The sequence below is a fragment of the Enterococcus thailandicus genome (genome assembly GCF_001886265.1).
GTDB lineage: Bacteria > Bacillota > Bacilli > Lactobacillales > Enterococcaceae > Enterococcus_B > Enterococcus_B thailandicus.
This window is the reverse complement of sequence record NZ_JXLE01000003.1, coordinates 67,463-91,165: the sequence shown is the minus strand read 5'-3', so window position 1 is coordinate 91,165 and position 23,703 is coordinate 67,463. Positions and strand designations below refer to the sequence as shown.

Genomic DNA, 23,703 nt, shown 5'->3' with positions numbered 1-23,703 from the left:
TGAATATAAGCGAATGAAAATTGGAGGATATTAGACATGAAAGCGGATGAAGAAACAATTATTTTAGATGGTAAAAGTTTGACATTGGAAGATGTGGTTGCCGTTGCAAGAAGAAATGTCCAAGTGAGCATCGCAGAAAGCGCAGAAGAAGCGGTCAACCGCTCTCGGAAAATCATTGACGACATCGTAACCGAAAAAAGAGTGGTATATGGGGTAAATACAGGGTTCGGTTCATTATGTAATGTGAGCATTTCCCAAGAAGACACAGCACAGCTACAAGAAAATCTTATTCGGACACACGCTGCTGGTTTTGGGGATCCTTTTGCAGAAGATGTCGTTCGTGCAATCATGCTGATTCGCGTGAATTCACTTGTGAAAGGCTATTCTGGTATTCGATTAAGTACGGTAAAAGCACTGATGACCATGTTAAATAAAGGAGTTCATCCATTTATCCCAGAAAAAGGTTCACTAGGTGCTTCTGGAGATTTGGCGCCATTAGCACACATGGTGATGCCTTTACTCGGTCTTGGAAAAGCTTACTACAAAGGAGAATTATTGCCAGGTAAAGTGGCAATGGAGAAGGCTGGATTAGCCATTATTCAATTGAGTGCAAAAGAAGGTCTTGCATTCATTAATGGAACAACTGTTTTAACGGCTGTGGGTGCGCTAGCAACGTACGATTCAATCGAGTTGTTGAAACTTTCAGATATTGCAGGAGCACTTTCTTTAGAAGTACATGGAGGAATATCTAGCCCGTTTGAAGAAGACCTACACACCATTCGTCCACAAAGCGGACAGTTAGCAACTGCTAGAAACATTCGTCGGTTGATTGAAGGAAGTGGTTATATCACAGAGGCAACCCCTGATCATGTGCAAGATCCGTATACTTTACGCTGTATGCCACAAATCCATGGTGCTAGTAAAGATTCTGTCGCGTACGTGAAAGAGAAAGTTGAAATTGAGATTAACTCAGTGACCGATAATCCAATCATTACACGTGATGGAAAAGTAATTTCTGGTGGGAATTTCCACGGAGAACCAATGGCGCAACCATTTGATTTTCTAGGAATTGCCGTAGCTGAAATAGGGAATGTGTCGGAACGTCGTGTGGAACGATTAGTAAACAAACAACTAAGTAAACTCCCTTCTTTCTTAGTTAAATATCCTGGATTAAATTCCGGATTTATGATTACGCAATACGCTTGTGCTTCCTTAGTTTCTGAAAATAAAATCTTAGCACATCCAGCAAGTGTAGACTCTATCCCATCTTGTGAAAATCAAGAAGACTTTGTTAGTATGGGAACAACTGCTGCACGAACTGCCGCAGAAATCTTACTGAATTCTAGACGTGTGGTAGCAACTGAAATAATGGCGGCCTGTCAGGCAATAGATATCCGCGGTTATCAAGACAAACTAGGAAAAGGAACACAGGCTGCTTATCAAGCATTCCGCCAATTCGTGGCATTTATTGAACATGATAAAGAAATTGAAATGTATGAGGAATTAAACAAGGCAACAGAAGTCATGATTCATGGCGATTTATTATCTGCTGTAGAAAAAGAAGTAGATTTAGCTATTCAATTTAGCTAGTTGATTAACCAGATTGATGAGTGGAACCAGTAGAAAGAAAAGGTTGCTTCAGTCTTCTCTACTGGTTTACACTTTTTGTTTTCCTACAGCAATGCATTCTTGAATGAGGAGGCTGACATATGAAGTACCAAAAGCAAAAGAAAACAGCAGGTATTTGCTAGGTGAATCTGAAAAATGGCCATTTGTTGAAAATAAAGCACGTGAAGTCTTCAATGAGGAAATGAAGGAAGTGTAGCAGCATGTTTCAGGCAAAACAAGAAAAGTTTTGGCAAGATTTGGTAACAAAAGTAACTATCGCGTTAATCTATGCATTCTTATATTCGATAGCCCTTAACTTTTTTTGGCAACCGGGACATATTTATGCAGGCGGATTGACTGGGATTGCGCAAATTCTTTCTACTTTATTTGATCGAACTGGAGGATTTACGTTGTCTATTTCGGTTATCTATTATTTGTTGAATGTTCCGATGTTTATCTTAGCATGGGTTAAGATAAATAAAAAATTTGTCTTTTTTACAGTAATCTCTGTAACTTTTGCTTCTTTTGCTATTTCAATGGTTCCAACGGTTTCGCTAACGAATGACCCCATCATTTGTGCTATTTTTGGTGGAGTTATCAATGGATTTTCTTTAGGTTTAGCATTGAAATATGGAATTGCTACCGGAGGAATGGATGCACTTATTATTACACTTAGACAACATACTGGACGAAGTGTTGGTGCAATCTCAATGGGAATTAACGGGCTAATTATTTTGACTGCAGGTTATCTGTTTGGCTGGCCTTATGCATTTTATAGTTTGCTTGCTATTTTTGTCAGTGGAAAGGTAACTGATTTAGTCTATGTCAAGCATCAAAAAGTTCAAGTTATGGTGATTACGCAACAGCCAAACCACGTCATCCCAGAATTACAAAAGGTTTTGAAGCGGGGAATTACGGTCATTCCCCAAGGATATGGTGCTTATGATTATCGTGCCCAAACAATTTTGATTACAGTCATTACTTTTTATGAGATGGAGCTTTTAGCAAAAATCATGAAAGAAGTTGATCCAAAAGCGTTTGTTAGTGTCTCGCAAGACATTAAAATTCTAAGTCACTTTGAAGAATTAGATATATTATAAATGAATCATTAAAATAGAAAATCAGTTTTTGAAGGTTGAGGAGATAGGTCGATGTTAAATCCAAATGAAATTCTACAACACAGTATTCGGATGGGGAGTCAAAAAATTGAAAAAACTCTTTTAGCAAAGCTAATCTTGGGGTTCATCGGGGGTGCAATGATTTCATTGGGATATCTGGCATATTTTCGTGTATCTGCATCAATTTCTGTTGAGTTCCCAAGCCTTGCAAGTCTGGTGGGAGCAAGTGTGTTTCCAGTTGGACTGATTGTCATCTTATTAGCAGGTGGTGAATTAGTCACAGGAAATATGATGGCAGTTAGCTGTGCATTTTTTGCAAAAAAAGTGACGCTAAAGGAATTAATAAGTAATTGGGGAGTCATTACACTTGCGAATATTGTGGGTGCCATTTTTGTCGCCTATTTTTTTGGTCACTTTGTCGGGTTAACTCACACCGGTGTTTTTCAAGAACAAGTAATCAGTGTTGCCCAGCATAAAGTAGAGAGTTCATTTTTTCAAGCTTTTGTTTCAGGTATTGGCTGTAACTGGTTTGTGGGTCTTGCTTTATGGTTAGGTTATGGAGCAAAGGATACAGCTGGGAAAATTTTAGGGATCTGGTTTCCGGTGATGGTTTTTGTCGCCATTGGATTTCAACACAGTGTGGCAAATGCGTTTGTCATTCCAGCAGCCATTTTTGAAAGCAGTGGGACTTGGCTGGACTTTATTCAGAACTTTATTCCCGTTTATTTAGGAAATATTGTTGGCGGATCTGCATTTGTTTCCGGATTCTACTATCTAAGTTATACTCATCATTAAATAAAAAATAACAGAGTAGAGGACAAAGCGTTAAGTGTCATAAGAGATGGGATGTTGCTCTATGAACGAAGAATAAGTATTCGCGGTTTTGCCCTCGCATTCGCTGCATGAATTTTTGTGTAGCAGCTCTAGAGGAGATGCTCGTAATGAATAAATTAAATGTACACGCTCTGACAACCATTAGTTTACTAATTGCTCTGATGGTTCTATTGTCTCAAGTATTTGGCTTTGAAACACAGTTAATAAAAATAACCTTTGATTTTATCCCCGAAGTAGTTATGGCGTCTCTGTTTGGTCCTTTTTGGACGGGCGTAGGTGCGTCTGTTGCAGATATCATAGGAAATACTTTGTTAGGGAAAGCGCCATTCTTTATCGGCTTTACACTTAACGCATTTATTGGTGGCTGTGTCTATGGTTTCTTCTTTTATAAAAAAAGTGTCACACTTAAAAATGCCTTTTTTTGTGTGTTGGTGAACACCTTGATTATTAGCCTGTTTTTGACACCATTATGGCTGTCCATAATGTATGATATTCCTTTCACGGATGGAAAACTTTGGGCCGTTCGTTTAATCAAAGCAGTTGTGATGTTGCCAATTCAAACGAGTCTTATCTTCTTCTTTGGTAATGCCATTCCAATAAGAATAATTGGTAAGCGATTCGTTTCGTAAAAAATAGAATGAATGACACTTCGTAAGCGTAGATACCTTAGATGAATGCCTGTCTTTTAAGCCAAATTATTTGGCTGATCTTACCTATCGTATAGGAAGCATGTATCAAAATTCTGGTAGCTACTCTTTTTGTTTTGATTCTTTTGTATTAGAGTACAGGAGAAGACGTTTGAGAAAAATAAAATTTCTTTTATCGTCAGAAAGGGCATGCAAAAATAGGAACTTACTTCGAGGTCACTCATCGATATAGCTGATTTGGATAGGCGCTGTATCGAGGATGACTAAACTTTCCTATCAATTAGCTATATCGTTTTTACTCAATAGATGAATAGATGGGTGAGGAGATATAGTGATGGACAATAAAGAAAAATTAATCAATTGGAAAAAAAGTGAAGAGAATCAAAAAAATTCAAGATTGGGATTTTTCTTATCTTGAACGATGAGCGACAATTTTTTTTAAAAATAGAAAAAACTTTCTTCAGAGAAAATGGGCACAAAAAAATAGGACCCGAATAAAAAGATGATTTCGATTTTCTAACAGAAAATTGAAATCATCTTTTTTGAATCAACGAATGCTGTTTTTATCATTTAATCGTTTCTTTATGTAAACCGAATCAGTCAGAAATAAGTTTCCTTTGTTTCGACTTCCATTGACTAAAAAAAGCGATAGCTTCTTTTTTGTTTTTACTTCTTTGGTTTAGCAGCTTTGTTCGCTTTTTTTGTGTCAGGAGTTTCTGGTTTTAAAAAACGGTTGATCTCTTCGTTAGAAGCTACTTTTTTCTCTGGATCCACTGCGAATGACTCGAAAAGTTTGTCGAGATTATCTGTACGTTCGAATTTTAGTCCCATTTTTATCACCTCATTGATAGTGTACCATGTAATTCTTAAAAATCTACTATATTTTATGAAGTCGAAAAATTTTGGTTTTTGGCGTTTGTTAGTTATAATTAGATTATAAAAAGATTTGAAAGAGGTGAGAAAAATGTTTGGCGAAGAAAAACTATTGATGACTATCCAGATGAACCACCTAGAGGAACGTGACAAAATCCAAGAAATAACTGATTGGGGTATACTTATTCGTTTATTGATCCAGCCGACATTTTTTCGACCTTTTCATGAAGCAACTGAATCCTTTCATTTGAAAAAATTTCAATTGGCATTGGAGTTAGCGGTAGAGAATGAACAAATTTTTTTCGTAGTTGGAAACGAAGAAAATGAATGCAGCTTTCATTATGAAAATCAGCAACTATTAATTAAAAATGTGATTGATAAACAAGTCTTTAATGAAAAAGAAGCATTGATTCATGACTATCTTCGTATGAAAATGGCAACTCATGGTGTATTTGCTTATTTACGTGCCTATAGTGAATTCTTGGCACACAATACAAAAGAAATTGAGCGACGAACATTATTTGAGACACAAGAAGAAATTGGTAGCCTCCCTAAGATGAAAGGGCAGGAAGGAGAAGTGATCGTTGATTGTAATCATTTTGCTGGCTATGATTTATTTTATCGCGGATTGTGCCTGACTTCTTGTTGGGAGATGTATTACAGTGCGGCTTACTTCAAAGTTATTCCAAAACCAATTTTTCTTGATGTTCAGCAAGTGGAAAGTATTACTGAACTAGAGAATCAGGTATTGAAGATCCAGCTTTACAAAAATCCATTTAATTGGCGAAAAAAAGAGAATCTTCGTTTTCAAGCTTATTATCGTGACCAGTTAGGTTTTGATCACTTGGCTTGGGATAACGGTGTTGGCTTACTGAAAGAACCATTTATTGAATATGCATACACTGATCGAGTAATCCAGTCCGTCCAGTATCAAAATCAAAATATGCAACCTGTACCAAAAAAAGCTGCAACTTTCTTTGTCACAAGAAGCTATGATATCGAACAAAATCAGTATCGTGAACGTCGTGTAAAAGGAGCGTTAAATGCGCAAGCTTATTTTCCTTGGGTTGATGAAAACCGTGCGCAAATGATGTGTTACAAAATGATTGATCCAACTGTCGCAATGGACGAAGGAATTCAAGCCTATTGCTATTACATTCGTGAATATTTGGAAGTAGAAGTCCAAGATGAAAAGTATCAAGATTATCAAGTGGTTTTGAGATTATATGTACCACCTGAAGCTTTAGCGAATTTACCAATTGCTGAAATGAAGCAGCAATTAACAGATATCCAAATAAGCCGACAGAAAAAGAAAAAAGGAACCATCTTCTTTGATTTGAAAAAAGGGGACAATCATTTAAGGGTCGTTTTCTTAGATTATCGTAAATTAGAAGCATTAACAACTATACAGAGAGCATGAGGTGGAAAAAATGGATAAAAAATTATATTATCGTGTGATGGGTCCGACAGTCGTATTAGCTGCATTGGTTTTATTTATCCCAAATTTCTCAATTCGTTCGTTGGTTGGCTTTTTGATTATGTTTTCTGGCTTGGGTATGTATTACCGATTATCAAGAAAAGTGAAAGTTCAAGCAATTTATACCAAGAAAGACCAATAAAGAATAGTAACGTTAGGAGAGTTATCTGTAGGATGACTCTCTTTTTTTCGGTTTTTTTCAAAAAATGTGCTGATTGAACGTTTTAGAAGTATAGTGATTGTTTTTGGATGTTTTGTGTTGCAAGCAAATAATTATTATGTTAATATTTGTCGTGAGGAGGTTGTGGAAATGCTTACAGAAGAACGCAGACAGAAAATTTTAGACTTGTTAGAGCAACACAAAATTGTTAAATCGCAAGATCTTGTAACCTTGTTAGATGCATCTGAGTCCACTATTCGCCGTGATTTACAAGAGTTGGAGAACGAAGGTTTTTTAGAAAGAATTCATGGTGGTGCAAAAAAAGAGCAGCTTTTAGGATTTGAACAAGCGATGAGTGAAAAAACGCTCAAAAACGTTCAAGAAAAACAACAAATTGCTCGTTTAGCCGCTGATTTGATTGAATCAGATGATGTCATCTATCTGGATGCTGGCTCAACGACGTTGGAAATGATCCCGTTTTTACAAGGAAAAAATGTGACGGTTGTTACCAATTCAGTCAAGCATGCTGCTAACTTAGTTGATTTACAAATACCAACGATTATCCTTGGCGGCCAAGTCAAGCTATCTACTAATGCGGTATTGGGTTCAAGTAGTGTGGAACAGTTGAGTGCATTTCATTTTAACAAGGCGTTTATGGGAATGAACGGCGCGCACTTGGTTCAAGGATTTACAACCCCTGACCCAGAAGAAGCAGCACTTAAGCGAATTGCGATGAGACAATCCGAAGAAGCATTTGTCTTGATTGATCAAACTAAGTTTAACAAGCTATCTTTTACTTCTGTTGCTCCTTTAGCGGCAGCCACAATCGTAACCGAGCGTTGTCCATTAGAATTTGTCGCAGATTATCGTGACCTGACAACAATTAAGGAGGCTATTCAATGATTTACACAGTAACACTTAATCCATCAATTGACTTTATTGTTCGTGTGGATGGATTAAAATTAGGCGACTTGAATCGCATGACAGAAGATTTTAAATTACCAGGTGGCAAAGGAATCAACGTTTCTCGTATCTTGAAACGAATCGATTCAAACTCAACTGCTCTTGGCTTTCTAGGCGGCTTTACCGGAGAATTTATCTCTGATTGGTTGAAGAAAGAACAAATTCATACTTTGTTTACCAAAGTCCATGAAGATACACGTATCAATATCAAATTGAAATCAGATGCTGAAACAGAAATTAACGGCTTAGGTCCAGTTATCTCTAATGAAGAAATCAATGAATTGAAACAAGCATTGAGTACGGTTGAAGCAGGCGATATTGTCGTGTTATCTGGAAGTACACCTGCAAGTCTTAGAAAAGGTTTTTATCAAGAGTTGATTGAAATCATCCGTGACAAAGGTGCTGATTTTGTGATTGATACTACGGGAGAGGATTTAAAAAATGCTCTTTCAAAAGAACCATTATTAATCAAACCAAATAACCATGAGTTAGCAGAGTTGTATCAAACTACTTTTGAATCAGTTGAAGATATCATTCCTTATGGCCGTAAGTTATTGGCAGAAGGTGCGCAAAATGTATTAATCTCAATGGCTGGCGATGGTGCCTTATTATTTACTAAGGAAGGTGCCTACCAATCGAATGTTTTAGTACGCCCTTTGAAAAACTCAGTTGGTGCCGGAGATTCGATGATTGCTGGATTTATTGGCTCATTTAGCAAACATCATGATGCAGTCGAAGCTTTCAAATGGGGCGTTGCTTGCGGAAGTGCAACAGCGTTCTCTGATGACTTAGCTTCTCGTGAAATGATTGATTCACTATTACCTGAAGTTGAAATTACAAAAATCGACTAAATTTTAAGGAGGATAACCATGAATATTAAAGATTTGATGATCAAAGAAGCAATGATCATGGATTTGCAAGCAACTGATAAAGCAGGTGCTATTGATGAAATGGTCCAAAAAATGTATGATGCTGGCCGTATTTCAGATATTGACACATATAAACAAGGGATTTTGGCGCGTGAAGCTCAAACATCAACAGGTCTAGGTGATGGAATTGCAATGCCGCATGCAAAAAATGCGGCAGTTAAAGAAGCAACAGTTTTATTTGCAAAAAGTAAGGCTGGCGTTGACTATGAAGCACTCGATGGTCAACCAACTTATCTATTTTTCATGATTGCTGCTCCAGAAGGCGCAAATGACACTCACTTGCAAGCTTTAGCGGCATTATCACGTTTGTTGATCAATCCGGATTTTGTGGCAAAACTAAAAGAAGTTCAAACACCTGATGAAGTGCAAGAACTTTTCCAAACAGCTGAGGACGAAAAAGAAGCAGAAGAAAAGGCAGAACAAGCTGCCCAACAAATTGAAGCGTTAACTGATTCAGATCGAAAATTTGTCGTAGCTGTGACAGCTTGCCCAACCGGAATCGCGCATACGTACATGGCAGAAGATGCTTTGAAGAAAAAAGCAAAAGAGATGGGCGTAGATATCAAAGTTGAAACAAATGGTTCTGAAGGAATTAAAAATCGTTTGACTGCAGAAGATATTGCACGTGCAGATGGCGTAATCGTTGCAGCAGATAAAAAGGTTGAGATGAATCGCTTTGATGGAAAAAAATTAGTTAACCGTCCAGTAAGTGATGGTATTCGTAAATCAGAGGAATTAATCAATCTTGCTGTTGAAGGGAATGCACCTGTTTTCCATGGCGATAGTAAAAATGATTCATCAGATGAAGGAAATGCTGATGGAACAATCGGTCAACGAATCTATAAAGATTTGATGAACGGTGTTTCGCATATGCTTCCATTTGTAATCGGTGGTGGGATTGCGATTGCACTTTCCTTCATGATTGACCAATTTATGGGTGTACCACAAGATCAATTGGCAAACTTGGGGAATTACAATCAAATGGCAAGCTGGTTCAACCAAATTGGACAAGCGGCATTTGGTTTCATGTTGCCAGTTTTAGCTGGGTTTATTGCATCAAGTATTGGTGACCGCCCTGGATTGGTTGTTGGTTTTGCTGCAGGCGCATTAGCTAATGCTGGTGGAGCTGGTTTCTTAGGTGCATTGATTGGTGGTTTCTTGGCTGGTTATGTCATTGTCTTCTTACGTAAAGTTTTCAAGAACTTACCAAAATCATTGGATGGAATCAAAACGATTTTATTCTACCCAGTCTTTGGACTATTGATTACTGGTTTCTTGATGTTGATGGTCAATGTGCCAATGAAAGCAATCAATGATGGATTGAATGGTTTCTTGACAAGTATGAGTGGTTCAAATGCTGCGTTACTTGGGGCTTTGTTAGCTGGAATGATGGCTGCTGACCTTGGTGGGCCAATCAACAAAGCAGCTTACGTGTTTGGTACAGCAACGCTTGCAACAACTGTCGCAACTGGTGGTAGTGTCGTTATGGCATCTGTTATGGCAGGTGGGATGGTTCCACCATTAGCAATTTTCGTTGCAACTGTGTTATTCAGAAATAAATTTAGTAAAGCAGATCAAGATGCTGGTTTAACAAACATTGTGATGGGGCTATCCTTTGTAACAGAAGGTTCAATTCCGTTTGCTGCTGCTGACCCAGTTCGTGCAATTCCAAGCTTCATCGTAGGTTCTGCTTTAACTGGTGGTTTAGTTGGCGCTTTTGGTATCAAATTATTAGCACCACATGGTGGAATTTTCGTTGTCTTCCTACTTAGTCATCCTGTATTGTACCTAGTCTTTATTGCAATTGGTGCAGTTGTTTCAGGTGTGATTTATGGATTATTAAGAAAAGCACCAGAAGCTGTTGAAGCTTAATTTTAGATAGATAAATAACGAAAACTTCTTGTCACTCTTTCTTGGGGAGGGTGATGAGAGGTTTTTTTGTTTGAAGAAATAACGGAAAGTAGCCGATAAATGTTTGACCTTGTAAAATGCAAATAGTATCATATCATTATAATGATAAAATTTATCATGCAAAATTAACTTTTTGCATATATTAATTAAAATAAAATGGGAGAACTGGATATGGGATGGGGAAAATGGACGGTTTGTTGGCTGATGTTAATTTGTTTGTATACAATGCCGATAAAAGAAATAACTGCAGATGAACTGGAAAAAACCACAGATGCAGATGAGCAGGTGGTATCTTTGACGGAAAGTAGTTCAGAGGTACCGCTTTTGAATGTAGCGGAGCAAAGTCATTCTTCATCTGAATTAAAAAATGATGAAATTATAAATGCAGAAACGTCAGATGAAACAGTTGATAAGGTAGAAAGTAGTGCAGAGAAAACTATTTCGTCTAGTGAAACAAAAAATCAGTTGATTCCTTTTGCGTTAATAGGCGAAGGAACGGTGACGAATCCTTACACTGCTGGGACTGTGGGTGAGTTGAAAGACGTACTGACAGCAATCAAAAATGATGTTGGTACAGGAACCTACTATCTTAATTTAACGGAAAATATTGTTTATTCAGGTGCAGATGTATTTGAGATTTACAAAAGTGTTGAAATTAATGGTCAAGGAAACTATATGCTATATGAAAACAGCTCGAGTACCACTGAAGCGAATGTGGGCTATCGAATAAAAGTTTCAGGTTTACAAGTCAAAATAAAAAATCTGAATTTTGGGAGCTCGACTTTGACGGATGATAAAGGAAACGTATATGGCAATCAAAGCTATTATGGAATTATTGGTGCAGGAGGTTCGTCTGCGATTCAATTTGATGCAACATTAGAAAACGTGAATTACTATGGAAAAACTGGTGCGCAACCTCTGCTGACGTGGAACACAGAATCTACTTTCACGATGATGGGGGAGAATCATTTTAAGAGTGAGGTTGGTAGCAATAGTCAAGAGTTTATGGAAGGGTACAACCTGTTCTTTGCCAAAGGATCAAAGACAACAATTGACCATCAGACAAGTGCAAACTCGAGTTTGCTTTATGGTTATGGTACAGGAGGTTCTGGCGATAGAAAGATGCGAGTAACCCTTGAAGAAGATGCTGAAGTGGACTTTACTTCAAGTAAAACGTATTTCACATATGGTTCCAATGGATTGATTCTAACTATTGGCAAAGGAGCAGAGTTTTTCTATACACAAACGGATAATAAGGCACTCACTTTCACAAATACTAGCTCTGCAAGCGCAGAAATCAACGCACAAAAAGATTCGCAAATGACTGTACTGAGTGGTGGAAGAATCACTTCATCTGGAGCGATTACGATGAATGTCAATGAACCGAATTGGCTACGATTTAAGAATACTGCCACGACGGGATTATTCAATAAAAATGTGACGTTTAATCGTTTAGATGGAAATGTTGGTGAAATTGGAGGCTATCAGTTCAATTATTTAAGTGCATCTCAGGAGTTATTGAAAAAAGAAGTAGCAGGAGCATCCACTTTAACATTAGCAGATAATTATTTTGAAAATCCGTCACTAAAACAAGCGATTTACCAGAAAAAAATCAAAATAATAGATTGGGAAAGTTTTTCAGATGTAGATGTTGGGAGAAGTAACTTAATAACAACGATTAAGGATTACGATCCTTCTGAACGAACGTTAACCAACAACACATTTAAATTAAGCAAAGAACGCCTATGGACGGGTGATGAAATCAAGAATGAAACGGCGCAACAAGAAATTGAAGACGCGACAGATGAAACGCAAGGTATGGTAACAAGTGAAACTTCAGCAAGTTCAACGTGGCATGTGGAAGAGTTAATATCAGGTTCTTATTATGTCTATGTAAAGATTTCTGGAACAATCAATGAAGACCCAGAACTCCAAATTTTTGCTAGCGAAAGTTTGTGGGTAGAAAAAGAGGTGGAGATTGCAAAAAGTCCGCTGAGTGTCGAGGTTCCTTTGGAGTTGCTTTTTCAAGTGAGAGAAGTGGGTGCGTTTGACACCAAGGAATCCGCTCAACCAATTTTAAGTGAGAGCAACTATCCCATTGATTTTACTATTGATTCTGTTCAAGATCTTTCTGTAGAGTCACCAATTACGTTAGTTGATCAAGTAACAGCAGGAGAAAGCAACCAATTACGACTTCAGTTGGCAGCTACCAATGACACTATATTAGGACCATTAATAGTAGGAGAAAATACTGTCGATTCCTTAACGATAGCACCATTTTTAACTGAGCCACTTGGTATCTATTTAAAAGGAGAGTATTCAGGCCCGATTTTTAAAAAATATGATACAAACTATACATTTACTTATAGTTTGACACCTCAAGGAGAGTCAAAATGATCGAAAAGACCGAAACGAATAAAAGGAAAAGACGAATGATTATCTTGATTGTCTTGGGAGTGCTACTCGCAAGCTGGTTCATTTATCGTCAATATTTCCAAGTGAAACCAGAAACGACAACGGTTGTCAGCGGTGAGTTTTTACCTGCAGAAAAAGACGCACAAAAAATATCTGACAAAGAGCTAAAAAAACTTGCGCAAAAAGCCGTAGATAGAAGTAAATTTAATTTGATGATTTCGCCAGAAGCGAAAATTGACGAACAAACATTACAAGGAAAATTGATGATTAAAAATTCCATCCAAAACAATTATCCAATCAATGTTGAGATTCGAGAAAAGCATACGAATAAACTTGTTTATACTTCCGGGGCAATTCAACCTGGGTATGAAATAAAAGATGTCACCTTAGAGCAGACATTAACAAAGGGGGAGTATCCGTCAGTTGCATTATTCAGTTTGTATGATCCAGAGACAAACGAAAAAAAGGGGCAAGTTGCCGCTGGAATTACATTAACAGTTGAATGATTGAAAAGGAGAAAGAAGAAAATGAAAAAAAGATTAGCTAGTTTGTTTATTGTAGGAAGTTTCGTAGGGGGATTGGTTCCCATTGCAGTTCAAGCACAAGATGTGATTGGTGACGGTAGTGCAGAAATCAAAGTGAATGGATCGATTGGATTGGATAATACGGATCCAACAGAAACAATTGATGAAGAGAGTGAAGATTGGATCAATGTAACTTTAGATACCGCGACGATTTTCTATAACATCAGTGGTCGTACCAATATTGAATCGCCAACATATACAATCAAAAATAATTCGGGTCGTCCCGTAGATGTGACGATTACAAAATTTGAAAAAACCAACAGTGAGTCGATCTCAGAGATTTCAAGTTTGAAATTCGTATCGCCTGAAGCAAGTGATACAGCATTAATTTCAAGTGGATCAGTCACAGATTTTGAGACAACGCCAGCTCGATTATTTACATTAGCAAACAATGAAGGAAAACTAACTTCAGCTGGTGAAAGTACTTCAGCGTCTGAAACAACATTTGGTTACCAAGGAGTCTTATCTTCAAGCACAGCTGCCAAAAGTGCACCAACATTTGATTTAACTTTACAATTAGATGCTGTTTCTTGGACTGCACCGTAAAGAATTTTTCAACTTCGCTTTGGTGTTGAAAGGGATCGCAGGTGATAACTTATGGATACGACACTAAAAATCAAAGGATCAATTGGTATGGATTCTGAAAGTTTGCCGGCTGAACAGGAAGAAGGTAACGAAAAAAACATTGAGACTGTATTACAAACAGAAACGAGAACGATTGAAGACTTCCCCAAAACAAGTGAGTCGTCAAACGTTTTTTTCAGTGTACTTGGCATGCTTTTGGTTTTTATAGTAATTGGTCTCAACTATGGGTATAAAAAAAAGAGTGAGTATGAATGAAAATTCATAGCCACTCTTTTTTTTGCTGAAATGCTAGCTAGACTTTAGTTGGATTTCTTTTTTGATTGATGCCATATTTGATTCATCTGTCAAAATGACCAGAATATCTCCAACTTTCATTACTGTGTCACCATGAGTGATCAATTCTTTTTTTCCTCGATAAATTGAAATAAGCAACATATTTTTGGGCCAATTAAAATCGCGAACCATCATGCCATCTAGTTGACTTTCAGCTGTAACAGGGAAATCAAAAGTGGTTTTCTTTCCAGATGATTGCTTTGGCTGATTGTCAACTAGTCGTTCAAGCAAAGATTCATAAATCGGATGTCCACCCAATAAATCATTTACGATATAGGCAACCAAAGAGGCAACGCCAAGTGGCATCAAATGATTGAGTGAGCCAACCATTTCTGTCACGAGGATTATTGCAGTCAGAGGTGCCTTTCCAATGGCTGTAAAGTAACCCGCCATAGCAATCACAACGAAATCTTTAACAAAAACAGGATCCATTCCAAAATAAAGAACAAGCAACTTTCCGTAAAGACTGCCAATTAGGGCGCCCAATGTCAAAATGGGTAAGAAAATTCCTCCTGGTAAACTACCACCATACGAAACCATGGAGAAAACAAAGCGAATGATTAATAGTAAAATAATTCCTTGAAGTGGCGGCGTTAGTTGTCCTAACTGCACGACGATTTGATTACCACCACCCAAAATTGTTGGCCATAAATAACCGATTGGTAAGACCAAAAGAAAAGGAATGAGTCCGTGATAATACTCAGGCAAGGGGACTCTTTTGTAAAATCGCGGCAAAGCGAGCAATGTTTTTTGATAAATAAAACCAAGAAGGCCTAAAATAATTCCTAAAATGATCAAAGCACCATAATAATGAAAAGGTAAAGAAGGCAACGCCCCCAAATAAAGTACAGGTTTCAGTCCAAAAAAATAAAGTGAAACAGCGTTTGCGACAATTGCTGAAGTAAAAGAAGTGAGCCAAACTAATGGTGAAAATGAATGGTGAACTTCTTCAATGACAAATAACAATCCAGCAACGGGTGCATTAAATGCTGCGGCTAAGCCAGCGCTAGCGCCGCTTGAAATCAAAATTTTTTCTTCAGAGCTAGAAGAATGAAAAAGTTGGCTCGTACCTTGTCCGACTGCTGCCCCTAATTGAATGGAAGGACCTTCACGCCCTAAGAATAGACCGGAACCGACGGAAAAGATTCCGCCAACCATTTTTTTCCACAAAACAGAAAACCAATTATAAGTTAGTTCACCTTGCAATTGACCTTCCACTTGGGGAATTCCGCTTCCTTTGATCGCAGGCTCATGCTTGATCAATTGACCAACTAAAAAAGCAGCAACCAGTGAAAAAAGAAACAAGCCAATGAGAATGCTTGGTGTTTGCTGGCTTTGCTGATAAAAAAATTGAATCTTCTTGCTTAATGTTTCAATCCCTAATCGAAAAAAACTGACCACGAGTCCAGCAAATAAACCCACAAGCATTCCTTTTAAAATAAAAAGAATTCGAGTGTCATCGAATGTTATTCGTTTAAATCGTTTTTCCATCGTAAAATTATCCCTCACTTTCTTTTAGTTTAGCATGAAATCTTTGTTCTGACGAGAGACGAAAAAATTGTTTCAGAAATTCGGATGATTTTCAGCTAGCTGGTTTAATGAAGAGTGGTAAAATGCTATAATTGATGAGATTGATAAAAGAAAGGATGTTGTGAATGTCATCCAAGCAAGAATTATTACAGGGGATGAATCCTCGCCAAAAAGAAGCTGTTCTTCATACCGAGGGGCCGTTGTTATTGATGGCAGGTGCAGGAAGCGGAAAGACCCGCGTTCTTACGCATCGAATTGCTTATTTAATTGAAGAAAAAGAAGTGAATCCTTGGAATATCCTAGCGATTACTTTTACCAATAAAGCCGCGAAAGAAATGAAAGAGCGTGTGAACGCAATTTTGGAATTTGGTGGCGAAGATGTCTGGGTTTCAACATTTCACTCAATGTGCGTCCGCATTTTGAGAAGAGATGTTGATTTTATTGGTTACAATCGGAATTTTACGATTATCGATTCTTCCGAACAACTTACTTTGATGAAACGTATTTTAAAAGAGCTTAATATTGATCCTAAAAAATATGATCCTCGAGGAATTTTGGGAACTGTTTCTCAAGCCAAGAATAATTTACAAATGCCTGAAGACTTTGAAAAAATGCAAGGCAGCTATTATGAAGAAATTGCTGCTAAATGTTATAAAGCTTATCAAAAAGAATTACAATACAATCAATGTATGGACTTTGATGACTTGATTATGAATACGATTCGTTTGTTCAATGAACATCCAGACTCCCTGACTTACTATCAAAATAAATTCCAATATATCCATGTGGATGAATATCAAGATACCAACCATGCTCAGTACACGTTAGTCAATTTACTAGCAGGACGTTTCCGCAATTTATGTGTTGTGGGAGATGCCGACCAAAGTATTTATGGCTGGCGTGGTGCAGACATGCAAAATATTTTGGACTTTGAAAAAGATTATCCTGATGCAAGTGTTATTTTATTGGAACAAAATTATCGTTCAACCAAAACAATTTTGGATGCTGCTAATCAAGTGATTGAAAACAATACCAACCGCAAACCTAAAAATCTCTGGACTGAAAACCAAGAAGGTGCTAAGATCACCTACTATCGTGGCGATAATGAACGTGATGAAACACGTTTTGTCATTGAAAAAATGCAACATGAAATGCGTGAAAACGGGCGAGATTATGGCGACTTTGCAGTTCTTTACCGAACAAATGCGCAATCACGTGTAATGGAAGAAACGCTATTAAAGGCCAACATACCTTATAAAATGGTTGGTGGACACAAATTCTATGATCGAAAAGAAATCAAAGACATTTTGGCGTATCTTAATGTAATCGCCAACCCGCAAGACTCAATCAGCTTTGAACGAGTAGTCAATTCGCCTAAGCGAGGAATTGGTCCTGGTTCAGTTGATAAGTTACGTCAATTTGCTTCAATTCATGAATGGGCATTGTTAGAAGCAGCTCAAAACGTGGACTTAGCAAATATTAGTGGGAAAGCTGGTCGTCAATTAGCAGAATTTGGAGCGATGATTGATGAAGTCACACAAATGGTTCCTTACTTATCTGTTACGGATTTAACGAAAGAAGTTTTGGAACGCAGTGGCTATCAAGAAGATTTGAAGATCCAAAATACACTAGAAGCACAAGCTAGACTAGAAAACTTGGAAGAATTTTTAAGTGTTACGCAAGAATTCGATAAACAATTTGAAAAACAGAATGAAGAAACAGCAGATGCACCTGAAGAAAAATTAACGGTTTTCTTGAATGATTTAGCGCTAGTTTCAGACATTGACAATTTAGAAGAAGATACGACGCAAGTAACTTTAATGACGTTGCATGCGGCCAAAGGTCTGGAATTTCCAGTGGTCTTTTTGATTGGTCTAGAAGAAGGCGTCTTTCCACTTTCCCGTGCTTTGATGGAAGAAAGTGAACTAGAAGAAGAACGTCGCTTAGCTTATGTAGGAATTACCAGAGCAGAAGAAGTCTTATACTTGACCAATGCTTTTTCGAGAACGTTATATGGACGAACACAATACAATCGTCCTTCAAGATTTATTGACGAAATTGACCAAGATTTATTGGAAATTCAAGGAATGCGACCAACACCAAAGAAAATTTCTCCATTTACGACAAAAACCACTACACCTAGTTATCAACAGCCACAAGTGACGACTGTTTCATCAAAAACAGCGACTGGTGGCGAAAACAATAGCTGGAAAGCTGGCGACAAAGTCAAGCATAAGAAATGGGGCGTTGGGACAGTCGTTCGAGTAAATGGAACAGCTACAGATCTTGAATTAGACGTTGCATTTCAAGGTCAAGGAGTTAAGCGATTATTAGCGGCATTTGCACCAATTGAAAAAGTTTAATAGTGGGGGGAAAACGATGGCACAAGAAATGACGATTGATTACGCAACAAAAAGAGCAGAAGAATTGCGTGTACAATTAAATCGTTGGTCCCGAGAATATTATGTGGAAGATCAGCCAACGGTAGAAGATTCTGTTTACGATAAACATTATGCAGAATTAGTAGCAATCGAAGCAAATTATCCAGAACTAATCACCGTAGACTCACCAACTCAAAGGGTCGGTGGTGGTGTTCTTGCAGGATTTGAGAAAGTCACGCATGACATTCCACTCTATAGTTTAAATGATGTATTTGACAAGGAAGAATTGTTTGCTTTTGATCAACGTGTGCAAAAAGCGATTGGTCATCCAGTGGATTATTGCTGTGAGTTGAAAATTGACGGGCTTTCTGTTTCATTGCGTTATGAAAATGGACTCTTTGTCCGTGGCGCTACTCGCGGCGATGGAACGGTCGGTGAAAATATTACTGAAAATGTGAAAACTGTTCGTTCCGTTCCTTTGCGGTTGAACGAACCAATTTCGATTGAGGTTCGTGGCGAATGCTTCATGCCAAAAAGATCCTTCGTCGAGTTAAATCAAAAACGAGAAGCCGCTGGTCATGATGTTTTTGCTAATCCGCGGAATGCCGCGGCGGGTTCATTAAGGCAACTTGATTCAAAGATTGCAGCTAAGCGCAATTTGGATACTTTTTTGTACACTGTAGCTGATTTTGGTCCGATGGAAGCAAAAACACAGTACGAAGCATTGCAAGAACTGGCGAAACTTGGTTTTCATACCAATCATGAAGCACAGTTGTGTCATTCAATTGAAGAAGTTTGGACGTATATTGAAAAGTTTCATGATCAACGAATTGAGTTGCCTTATGAAATTGACGGAATCGTAGTGAAAGTCAATGACTTTTCACTTCAAGACCAGCTTGGGTTCACGGTCAAAGCTCCTCGCTGGGCGACTGCGTATAAATTTCCTCCAGAGGAAGTCGAAACGGTCATCGAAACAATTGAATGGACTGTTGGTCGAACAGGAGTAGTTACGCCAACGGCAGTCATGACCCCTGTTCGTGTTGCGGGGACTACGGTGAGCCGTGCCAGTCTGCACAATGGCGACTACATCAAAATGAAAGATATTCGACTGCACGATACGGTACTAATCTATAAAGCAGGAGATATCATTCCAGAAGTTGCTCGCGTGATTGAAGACAAACGACCAAAAGATAGCGAACCTTATCCATTACCAACACATTGCCCTGAATGTGAAAGCGAGCTAGTCCATTTAGACGGAGAAGTTGCTCTTCGCTGTATCAATCCAAAATGTCCGGCACAAATGAAAGAAGGGCTCAATCACTTTGTCTCCAGAAATGCGATGAATATTGAAGGCTTAGGTCCAAGAGTACTTGAACAAATGTATGATAAAAAGCTAGTCGCAGATGTTGCAGATCTATATAAACTAACAGAAGAAGAATTGCTGACGTTAGACAAGATTAAAGAAAAAGCTGCTAATAATATTCTGACAGCAATTGCCAACAGCAAGGGAAATTCAGTCGAACGGTTAATTTTTGGCTTGGGCATTCGCCATGTTGGAGCGAAAGCTGCTAAGATTTTGGCAGAACACTTTGGTAATTTAGAAGCAATCAGTCAGAGTGATTTTGAGTCAATCATTGCGCTTGATAGCATGGGAACAATTATTGCAGATAGCATCGTGACGTACTTTAGTAATGAAGAAGTACATGAATTGATGTATGAATTAAAGGCTGCTGGGGTCAACTTTGACTACAAAGGCATTCGCTTGGAACAATTAGCTGAAGTAGAATCACCATTCAAGGATAAAACAGTTGTTCTAACTGGAAAGTTAACTCAATTTACGCGGGAAGAAGCGAAAGCTACGATTGAAAATCTTGGTGGAAAAGTGACTGGAAGTGTCTCTAAAAAAACAGATATCGTTGTAGCAGGTGAAGAAGCTGGAAGTAAGCTGACGAAAGCAGAATCACTAGGAATTGAGATTTGGACGGAAGAAAAGATGGCAGAAGCGTTAGCACAAAGTCATCCTGTGGAAACCGAAAACTAAGCTTTTTCAGATAAATTTCAATAAATAATTTCAGTGCTTCCACACTTGTGGTAAAATAGAGAGCAAAGTTTTTAACTCGTTTAAGAAAGAAGGGGTAGTATGGCGATTAGTGAAGAACAAGTCAAACACGTTGCCAAATTAGCAAAACTTGCGTTTGATGAAAAAGAGCTTGCAAGTTTTACAGACCAATTAGGTAAAATCATTGATATGGTGGAAATGCTTGAAGAAGTAGATACAGAAGGTGTTCCATTCACATCAAACGTGGTTGAAACAGTGAATGTAATGCGTCAAGACCGTGCACAAGCAGGTTGGAGTCGCGATGAGTTATTAAAAAATGTGCCAGAATCTGAAGATGGTTTTATTAAGGTACCCGCAATTATTGATAATGGGGAGGCAGGCGCGTAATGACAGAATTATACAACCGTTCATTAGAAGAATTGCATGGGATGCTTGTTTCTAAAGAAATAACTGTACAAGATCTAATGAGAGCAACATTTGAACGTATTAAAGAAACAGAACCAGAAATCGAAGCGTTTATTACATTAAATGAAGAAAAAGCACTTGAATTAGCAAAAGCATTAGATGAAAAAGGAATTGATGAAAACAATGTGTTAGCAGGTATTCCAATTGGGATCAAAGACAACATTGTAACGAAAGATTTGTTGACAACAGCGGCATCAAAAATCCTTTATAATTTTGACCCAATCTATGATGCAACAGTTATGGATAAAGTCTATCAAGCAGATATGATTCCTGTAGGTAAACTAAACATGGATGAATTTGCTATGGGCGGAAGTACAGAAACTTCTTACTTCAAGAAAACAAAAAATGCTTGGGATCATTCTAAAGTTCCTGGTGGTTCATCAGGTGGCTCTGCTGCAGCAGTTGCTGCTGGACAAATTCCTGTCTCTCTTGGAAGCGACACAGGTGGAAGTATTCGTCAACCGGCTGCATTTAATGGAATCGTTGGAATGAAACCAACTTATGGACGTGTTTCACGTTTTGGGTTGATTGCATTTGCTTCTTCATTAGATCAAATTGGACCAATGACAAGAACGGTTAAAGACAATGCATTAGCATTAACAGCAATCAGCGGATATGACGAAAAAGACGGAACATCATCAGGTGTTTCTGTACCTAACTTTGCTGAAGGCTTAACTGGTGACATCAAAGGAATGAAAATTGCTTTGCCAACAGAATATCTTGGTGAAGGTGTGGCACCTGGAGTCAAAGAAGCAGTATTGAAAGCGGCAGAAACATTCCGTTCATTAGGTGCAACGGTCGAAGAAGTTAGCTTGCCACATTCAAAATATGGTGTAGCAGTTTACTATATCATCGCTTCATCTGAAGCAAGTTCAAACTTGCAACGCTTCGATGGTATTCGCTTTGGCTATCGTTCTGAAAATGTGAAAAATTTGGAAGATGTGTATGTTAACTCACGTTCGGAAGGTTTTGGTGACGAAGTAAAACGTCGGATTATGCTAGGAACATTCTCATTGAGTGCAGGATATTATGATGCTTACTTCAAGAAAGCTGGCCAAGTGAGAACATTAATCAAACAAGACTTCGAAAAAGTTTTTGCTGATTATGACCTAATCATTGGACCATCTTCACCAACTGTAGCATTTGGCATCGGCGAAAATATCAACGATCCAATTACGATGTATATGAGTGATATTTTAACAATTCCAGTGAACTTAGCAGGACTTCCTGGTATGTCAATTCCAGCTGGACTTTCAGAAGGTCTTCCTGTTGGGTTACAACTAATCGGTAATTATTTTGAAGAAAAAACAATGTATCAAGCAGCGTATGCTTTTGAACAAGCGACAGAATTTCATAAGCAACAACCTGCTATTCTAGGGGGGCAAGGCGAATGAACTTCGAAACAGTCATTGGACTTGAGGTCCACGTTGAATTAAAAACAAATTCTAAAATTTTCTCACCAGCGCCTGCACATTTTGGAGCAGAACCTAACAGCAATACAAACGTGATTGACTGGGGTTACCCTGGTGTATTACCAGTAATGAACAAAGCGGCTTTAGAGTTTGGGATGAAGGCAGCTTTAGCATTGAATTGCGAAATCTCAAAAGATACACATTTCGACCGCAAAAACTACTTCTATCCTGATAATCCAAAAGCTTACCAAATCTCACAATTTGACCAACCAATCGGTCACGATGGTTGGATTGAGATTGAAGTTGAAGGACAAAAGAAAAAAATTAGAATCGAACGTGTTCATTTAGAAGAAGATGCTGGGAAAAACATGCACGGTATCGGTGGCTATTCATACGTTGACTTGAACCGTCAAGGCACACCGCTAATCGAAATCGTTTCAGAAGCAGATATGCGTTCACCAGAAGAAGCATATGCTTATCTTGAAGCATTGCGTTCAATCATCCAGTTCACTGAAGTTAGTGATGTGAAAATGGAAGAAGGTTCTATGCGTTGTGATGCCAATATTTCTTTACGTCCTTATGGTCAAGAAGAATTTGGAACAAAAGCAGAACTAAAAAACTTGAACTCACTTTCATTTGTTAAAAAAGGACTTGCTTTTGAGGAAAAACGTCAAGCAAAAGTTTTACTTTCTGGTGGCGAAATCCAACAAGAAACTCGTCGTTTTGATGAAACAACAAATAAAACAATTTTGATGCGTGTCAAAGAGGGATCAAGTGATTATCGTTACTTCCCAGAACCAGATATTCCAAAATTTGTGATTGATGATGAGTGGATTCAACGTGTCAAAGCAACATTACCAGAATTACCAGCATCACGTCGCCAACGTTATATCAATGATTTCGGATTGCCTGAGTATGATGCAATGGTCTTAACGTTAACGAAAGAAATGTCTGACTTCTTTGAGGCGACATTAGAAAACGGTGCAGATGCAAAACAAGCTTCTAACTGGTTGATGGGTGAAGTTTCTGCCTACTTAAATAGTGAAAAACTAGAATTAGCAGAAACACAATTAACACCAGAGAACTTGGCAGGAATGATCCGTTTGATTGCGGACGGAACAATCAGTTCAAAAATTGCGAAAAAAGTGTTCCGTGAGTTAATCGCAAAAGGCGGCGATGCACAAGGAGTCGTTGAAGCCAATGGCTGGATCCAACTATCTGATCCAAGTCAATTACTGCCAATTATCAATGAAATTTTAGATAATAACGAACAATCTGTTGAAGACTTTAAAAACGGAAAGGATCGTGCAGTCGGCTTCTTAGTAGGACAAATCATGAAAGCAACAAAAGGACAAGCAAATCCAGGTGTTGTGAATAAACTACTAAAAGATGAATTGACGAAACGTTAAGAGGAAAATC

Annotated in this window: 20 protein-coding genes and 1 riboswitch; of the genes, 18 read left to right on the top strand and 2 right to left on the bottom strand. The window is 38.1% G+C overall.

What is annotated here, in order from left to right:
• Positions 1 to 36: 36 nt before the first annotated feature.
• The 4 genes from hutH (at position 37) to RV17_RS02985 (ending at position 4,189) form a co-directional block, all read left to right on the top strand.
• Entirely contained in the window at positions 37 to 1,590 is a 1,554-nt protein-coding gene (gene hutH / locus RV17_RS03000; RefSeq protein ID WP_071868486.1) for a histidine ammonia-lyase, read from the top strand.
• 239 nt (positions 1,591 to 1,829) lie between these two features.
• On the top strand, positions 1,830 to 2,708 hold the full coding sequence (locus RV17_RS02995) for a YitT family protein (protein ID WP_067484353.1): 879 nt from the start codon (positions 1,830 to 1,832) through the stop codon (positions 2,706 to 2,708).
• Positions 2,709 to 2,759: 51 nt separating this feature from the next.
• A complete protein-coding gene (locus tag RV17_RS02990) occupies positions 2,760 to 3,521 on the top strand; it encodes a formate/nitrite transporter family protein (protein WP_071868485.1) in 762 nt (253 codons plus the stop codon).
• Between the two features lie 9 nt (positions 3,522 to 3,530).
• Positions 3,531 to 3,629: riboswitch (THF riboswitch) on the top strand.
• A gap of 29 nt (positions 3,630 to 3,658) precedes the next feature.
• The gene (locus RV17_RS02985; RefSeq protein WP_067484358.1) at positions 3,659 to 4,189 is read left to right on the top strand and encodes a folate family ECF transporter S component; all 531 of its coding nucleotides are present in this window, start codon (positions 3,659 to 3,661) and stop codon (positions 4,187 to 4,189) included.
• A 684-nt stretch (positions 4,190 to 4,873) separates the two neighbouring features.
• On the opposite strand, the gene RV17_RS13380 is transcribed toward RV17_RS02985, so the two are convergent.
• On the bottom strand, positions 4,874 to 5,038 hold the full coding sequence (locus RV17_RS13380) for an SPJ_0845 family protein (protein WP_086271020.1): 165 nt from the start codon (positions 5,036 to 5,038) through the stop codon (positions 4,874 to 4,876).
• A 133-nt stretch (positions 5,039 to 5,171) separates the two neighbouring features.
• Between RV17_RS13380 and RV17_RS02980 the strand changes: the two genes are divergently transcribed.
• The 9 genes from RV17_RS02980 to RV17_RS02940 all read left to right on the top strand — a co-directional run bounded on the left by RV17_RS02980 (position 5,172) and on the right by RV17_RS02940 (position 14,359).
• Positions 5,172 to 6,500, top strand: a complete 1,329-nt coding sequence (locus RV17_RS02980) for a hypothetical protein (protein WP_071868484.1) — start codon at positions 5,172 to 5,174, stop codon at positions 6,498 to 6,500.
• Positions 6,501 to 6,510: 10 nt separating this feature from the next.
• A complete protein-coding gene (locus RV17_RS02975; protein ID WP_067484364.1) occupies positions 6,511 to 6,699 on the top strand; it encodes a hypothetical protein in 189 nt (62 codons plus the stop codon).
• A 168-nt stretch (positions 6,700 to 6,867) separates the two neighbouring features.
• A complete protein-coding gene (locus RV17_RS02970; protein ID WP_071868483.1) occupies positions 6,868 to 7,620 on the top strand; it encodes a DeoR/GlpR family DNA-binding transcription regulator in 753 nt (250 codons plus the stop codon).
• A complete protein-coding gene (gene pfkB / locus RV17_RS02965; protein ID WP_071868482.1) occupies positions 7,617 to 8,531 on the top strand; it encodes a 1-phosphofructokinase in 915 nt (304 codons plus the stop codon). The genes RV17_RS02970 and pfkB overlap by 4 nt, the downstream gene beginning before the upstream one ends.
• Before the next feature lie 18 nt (positions 8,532 to 8,549).
• Positions 8,550 to 10,481 carry a PTS fructose transporter subunit IIABC gene (locus tag RV17_RS02960; protein ID WP_067484370.1) on the top strand — a complete coding sequence of 644 codons (1,932 nt, stop codon included), beginning with the start codon at positions 8,550 to 8,552 and terminating at the stop codon, positions 10,479 to 10,481.
• Between the two features lie 210 nt (positions 10,482 to 10,691).
• Complete coding sequence (locus RV17_RS02955; RefSeq protein ID WP_071868481.1) at positions 10,692 to 12,917, top strand: hypothetical protein; 2,226 nt, start codon at positions 10,692 to 10,694, stop codon at positions 12,915 to 12,917.
• On the top strand, positions 12,914 to 13,441 hold the full coding sequence (locus RV17_RS02950) for a hypothetical protein (RefSeq protein WP_244897512.1): 528 nt from the start codon (positions 12,914 to 12,916) through the stop codon (positions 13,439 to 13,441). Before RV17_RS02955 ends, RV17_RS02950 begins: the two co-directional genes overlap by 4 nt.
• A 21-nt stretch (positions 13,442 to 13,462) precedes the next feature.
• Positions 13,463 to 14,065: a hypothetical protein gene (locus tag RV17_RS02945; RefSeq protein WP_067484376.1), complete on the top strand. Its 603-nt coding sequence runs from the start codon at positions 13,463 to 13,465 to the stop codon at positions 14,063 to 14,065.
• Positions 14,066 to 14,116: 51 nt separating this feature from the next.
• Positions 14,117 to 14,359, top strand: coding sequence for an LPXTG cell wall anchor domain-containing protein (locus tag RV17_RS02940; RefSeq protein WP_071868480.1), 243 nt, complete (start codon positions 14,117 to 14,119; stop codon positions 14,357 to 14,359).
• A gap of 33 nt (positions 14,360 to 14,392) precedes the next feature.
• Here the strand turns inward: RV17_RS02940 and RV17_RS02935 are convergent, their stop codons facing one another.
• Positions 14,393 to 15,928 carry a ClC family H(+)/Cl(-) exchange transporter gene (locus RV17_RS02935; RefSeq protein WP_071868479.1) on the bottom strand — a complete coding sequence of 512 codons (1,536 nt, stop codon included), beginning with the start codon at positions 15,926 to 15,928 and terminating at the stop codon, positions 14,393 to 14,395.
• A gap of 164 nt (positions 15,929 to 16,092) precedes the next feature.
• Between RV17_RS02935 and pcrA the strand changes: the two genes are divergently transcribed.
• The 5 genes from pcrA to gatB all read left to right on the top strand — a co-directional run bounded on the left by pcrA (position 16,093) and on the right by gatB (position 23,693).
• Positions 16,093 to 18,330: a DNA helicase PcrA gene (gene pcrA / locus RV17_RS02930; RefSeq protein ID WP_071868478.1), complete on the top strand. Its 2,238-nt coding sequence runs from the start codon at positions 16,093 to 16,095 to the stop codon at positions 18,328 to 18,330.
• 16 nt (positions 18,331 to 18,346) lie between these two features.
• Positions 18,347 to 20,389, top strand: coding sequence for an NAD-dependent DNA ligase LigA (gene ligA / locus RV17_RS02925; RefSeq protein ID WP_071868477.1), 2,043 nt, complete (start codon positions 18,347 to 18,349; stop codon positions 20,387 to 20,389).
• Between the two features lie 99 nt (positions 20,390 to 20,488).
• A complete protein-coding gene (gatC, locus tag RV17_RS02920) occupies positions 20,489 to 20,794 on the top strand; it encodes an Asp-tRNA(Asn)/Glu-tRNA(Gln) amidotransferase subunit GatC (RefSeq protein ID WP_067484390.1) in 306 nt (101 codons plus the stop codon).
• Positions 20,794 to 22,266 (top strand): Asp-tRNA(Asn)/Glu-tRNA(Gln) amidotransferase subunit GatA, encoded by a 1,473-nt coding sequence (gatA, locus tag RV17_RS02915; protein ID WP_071868476.1) that lies wholly within the window; start codon positions 20,794 to 20,796, stop codon positions 22,264 to 22,266. The genes gatC and gatA overlap by 1 nt, the downstream gene beginning before the upstream one ends.
• A complete protein-coding gene (gene gatB / locus RV17_RS02910) occupies positions 22,263 to 23,693 on the top strand; it encodes an Asp-tRNA(Asn)/Glu-tRNA(Gln) amidotransferase subunit GatB (RefSeq protein ID WP_067484397.1) in 1,431 nt (476 codons plus the stop codon). The genes gatA and gatB overlap by 4 nt, the downstream gene beginning before the upstream one ends.
• Positions 23,694 to 23,703: the final 10 nt, after the last annotated feature.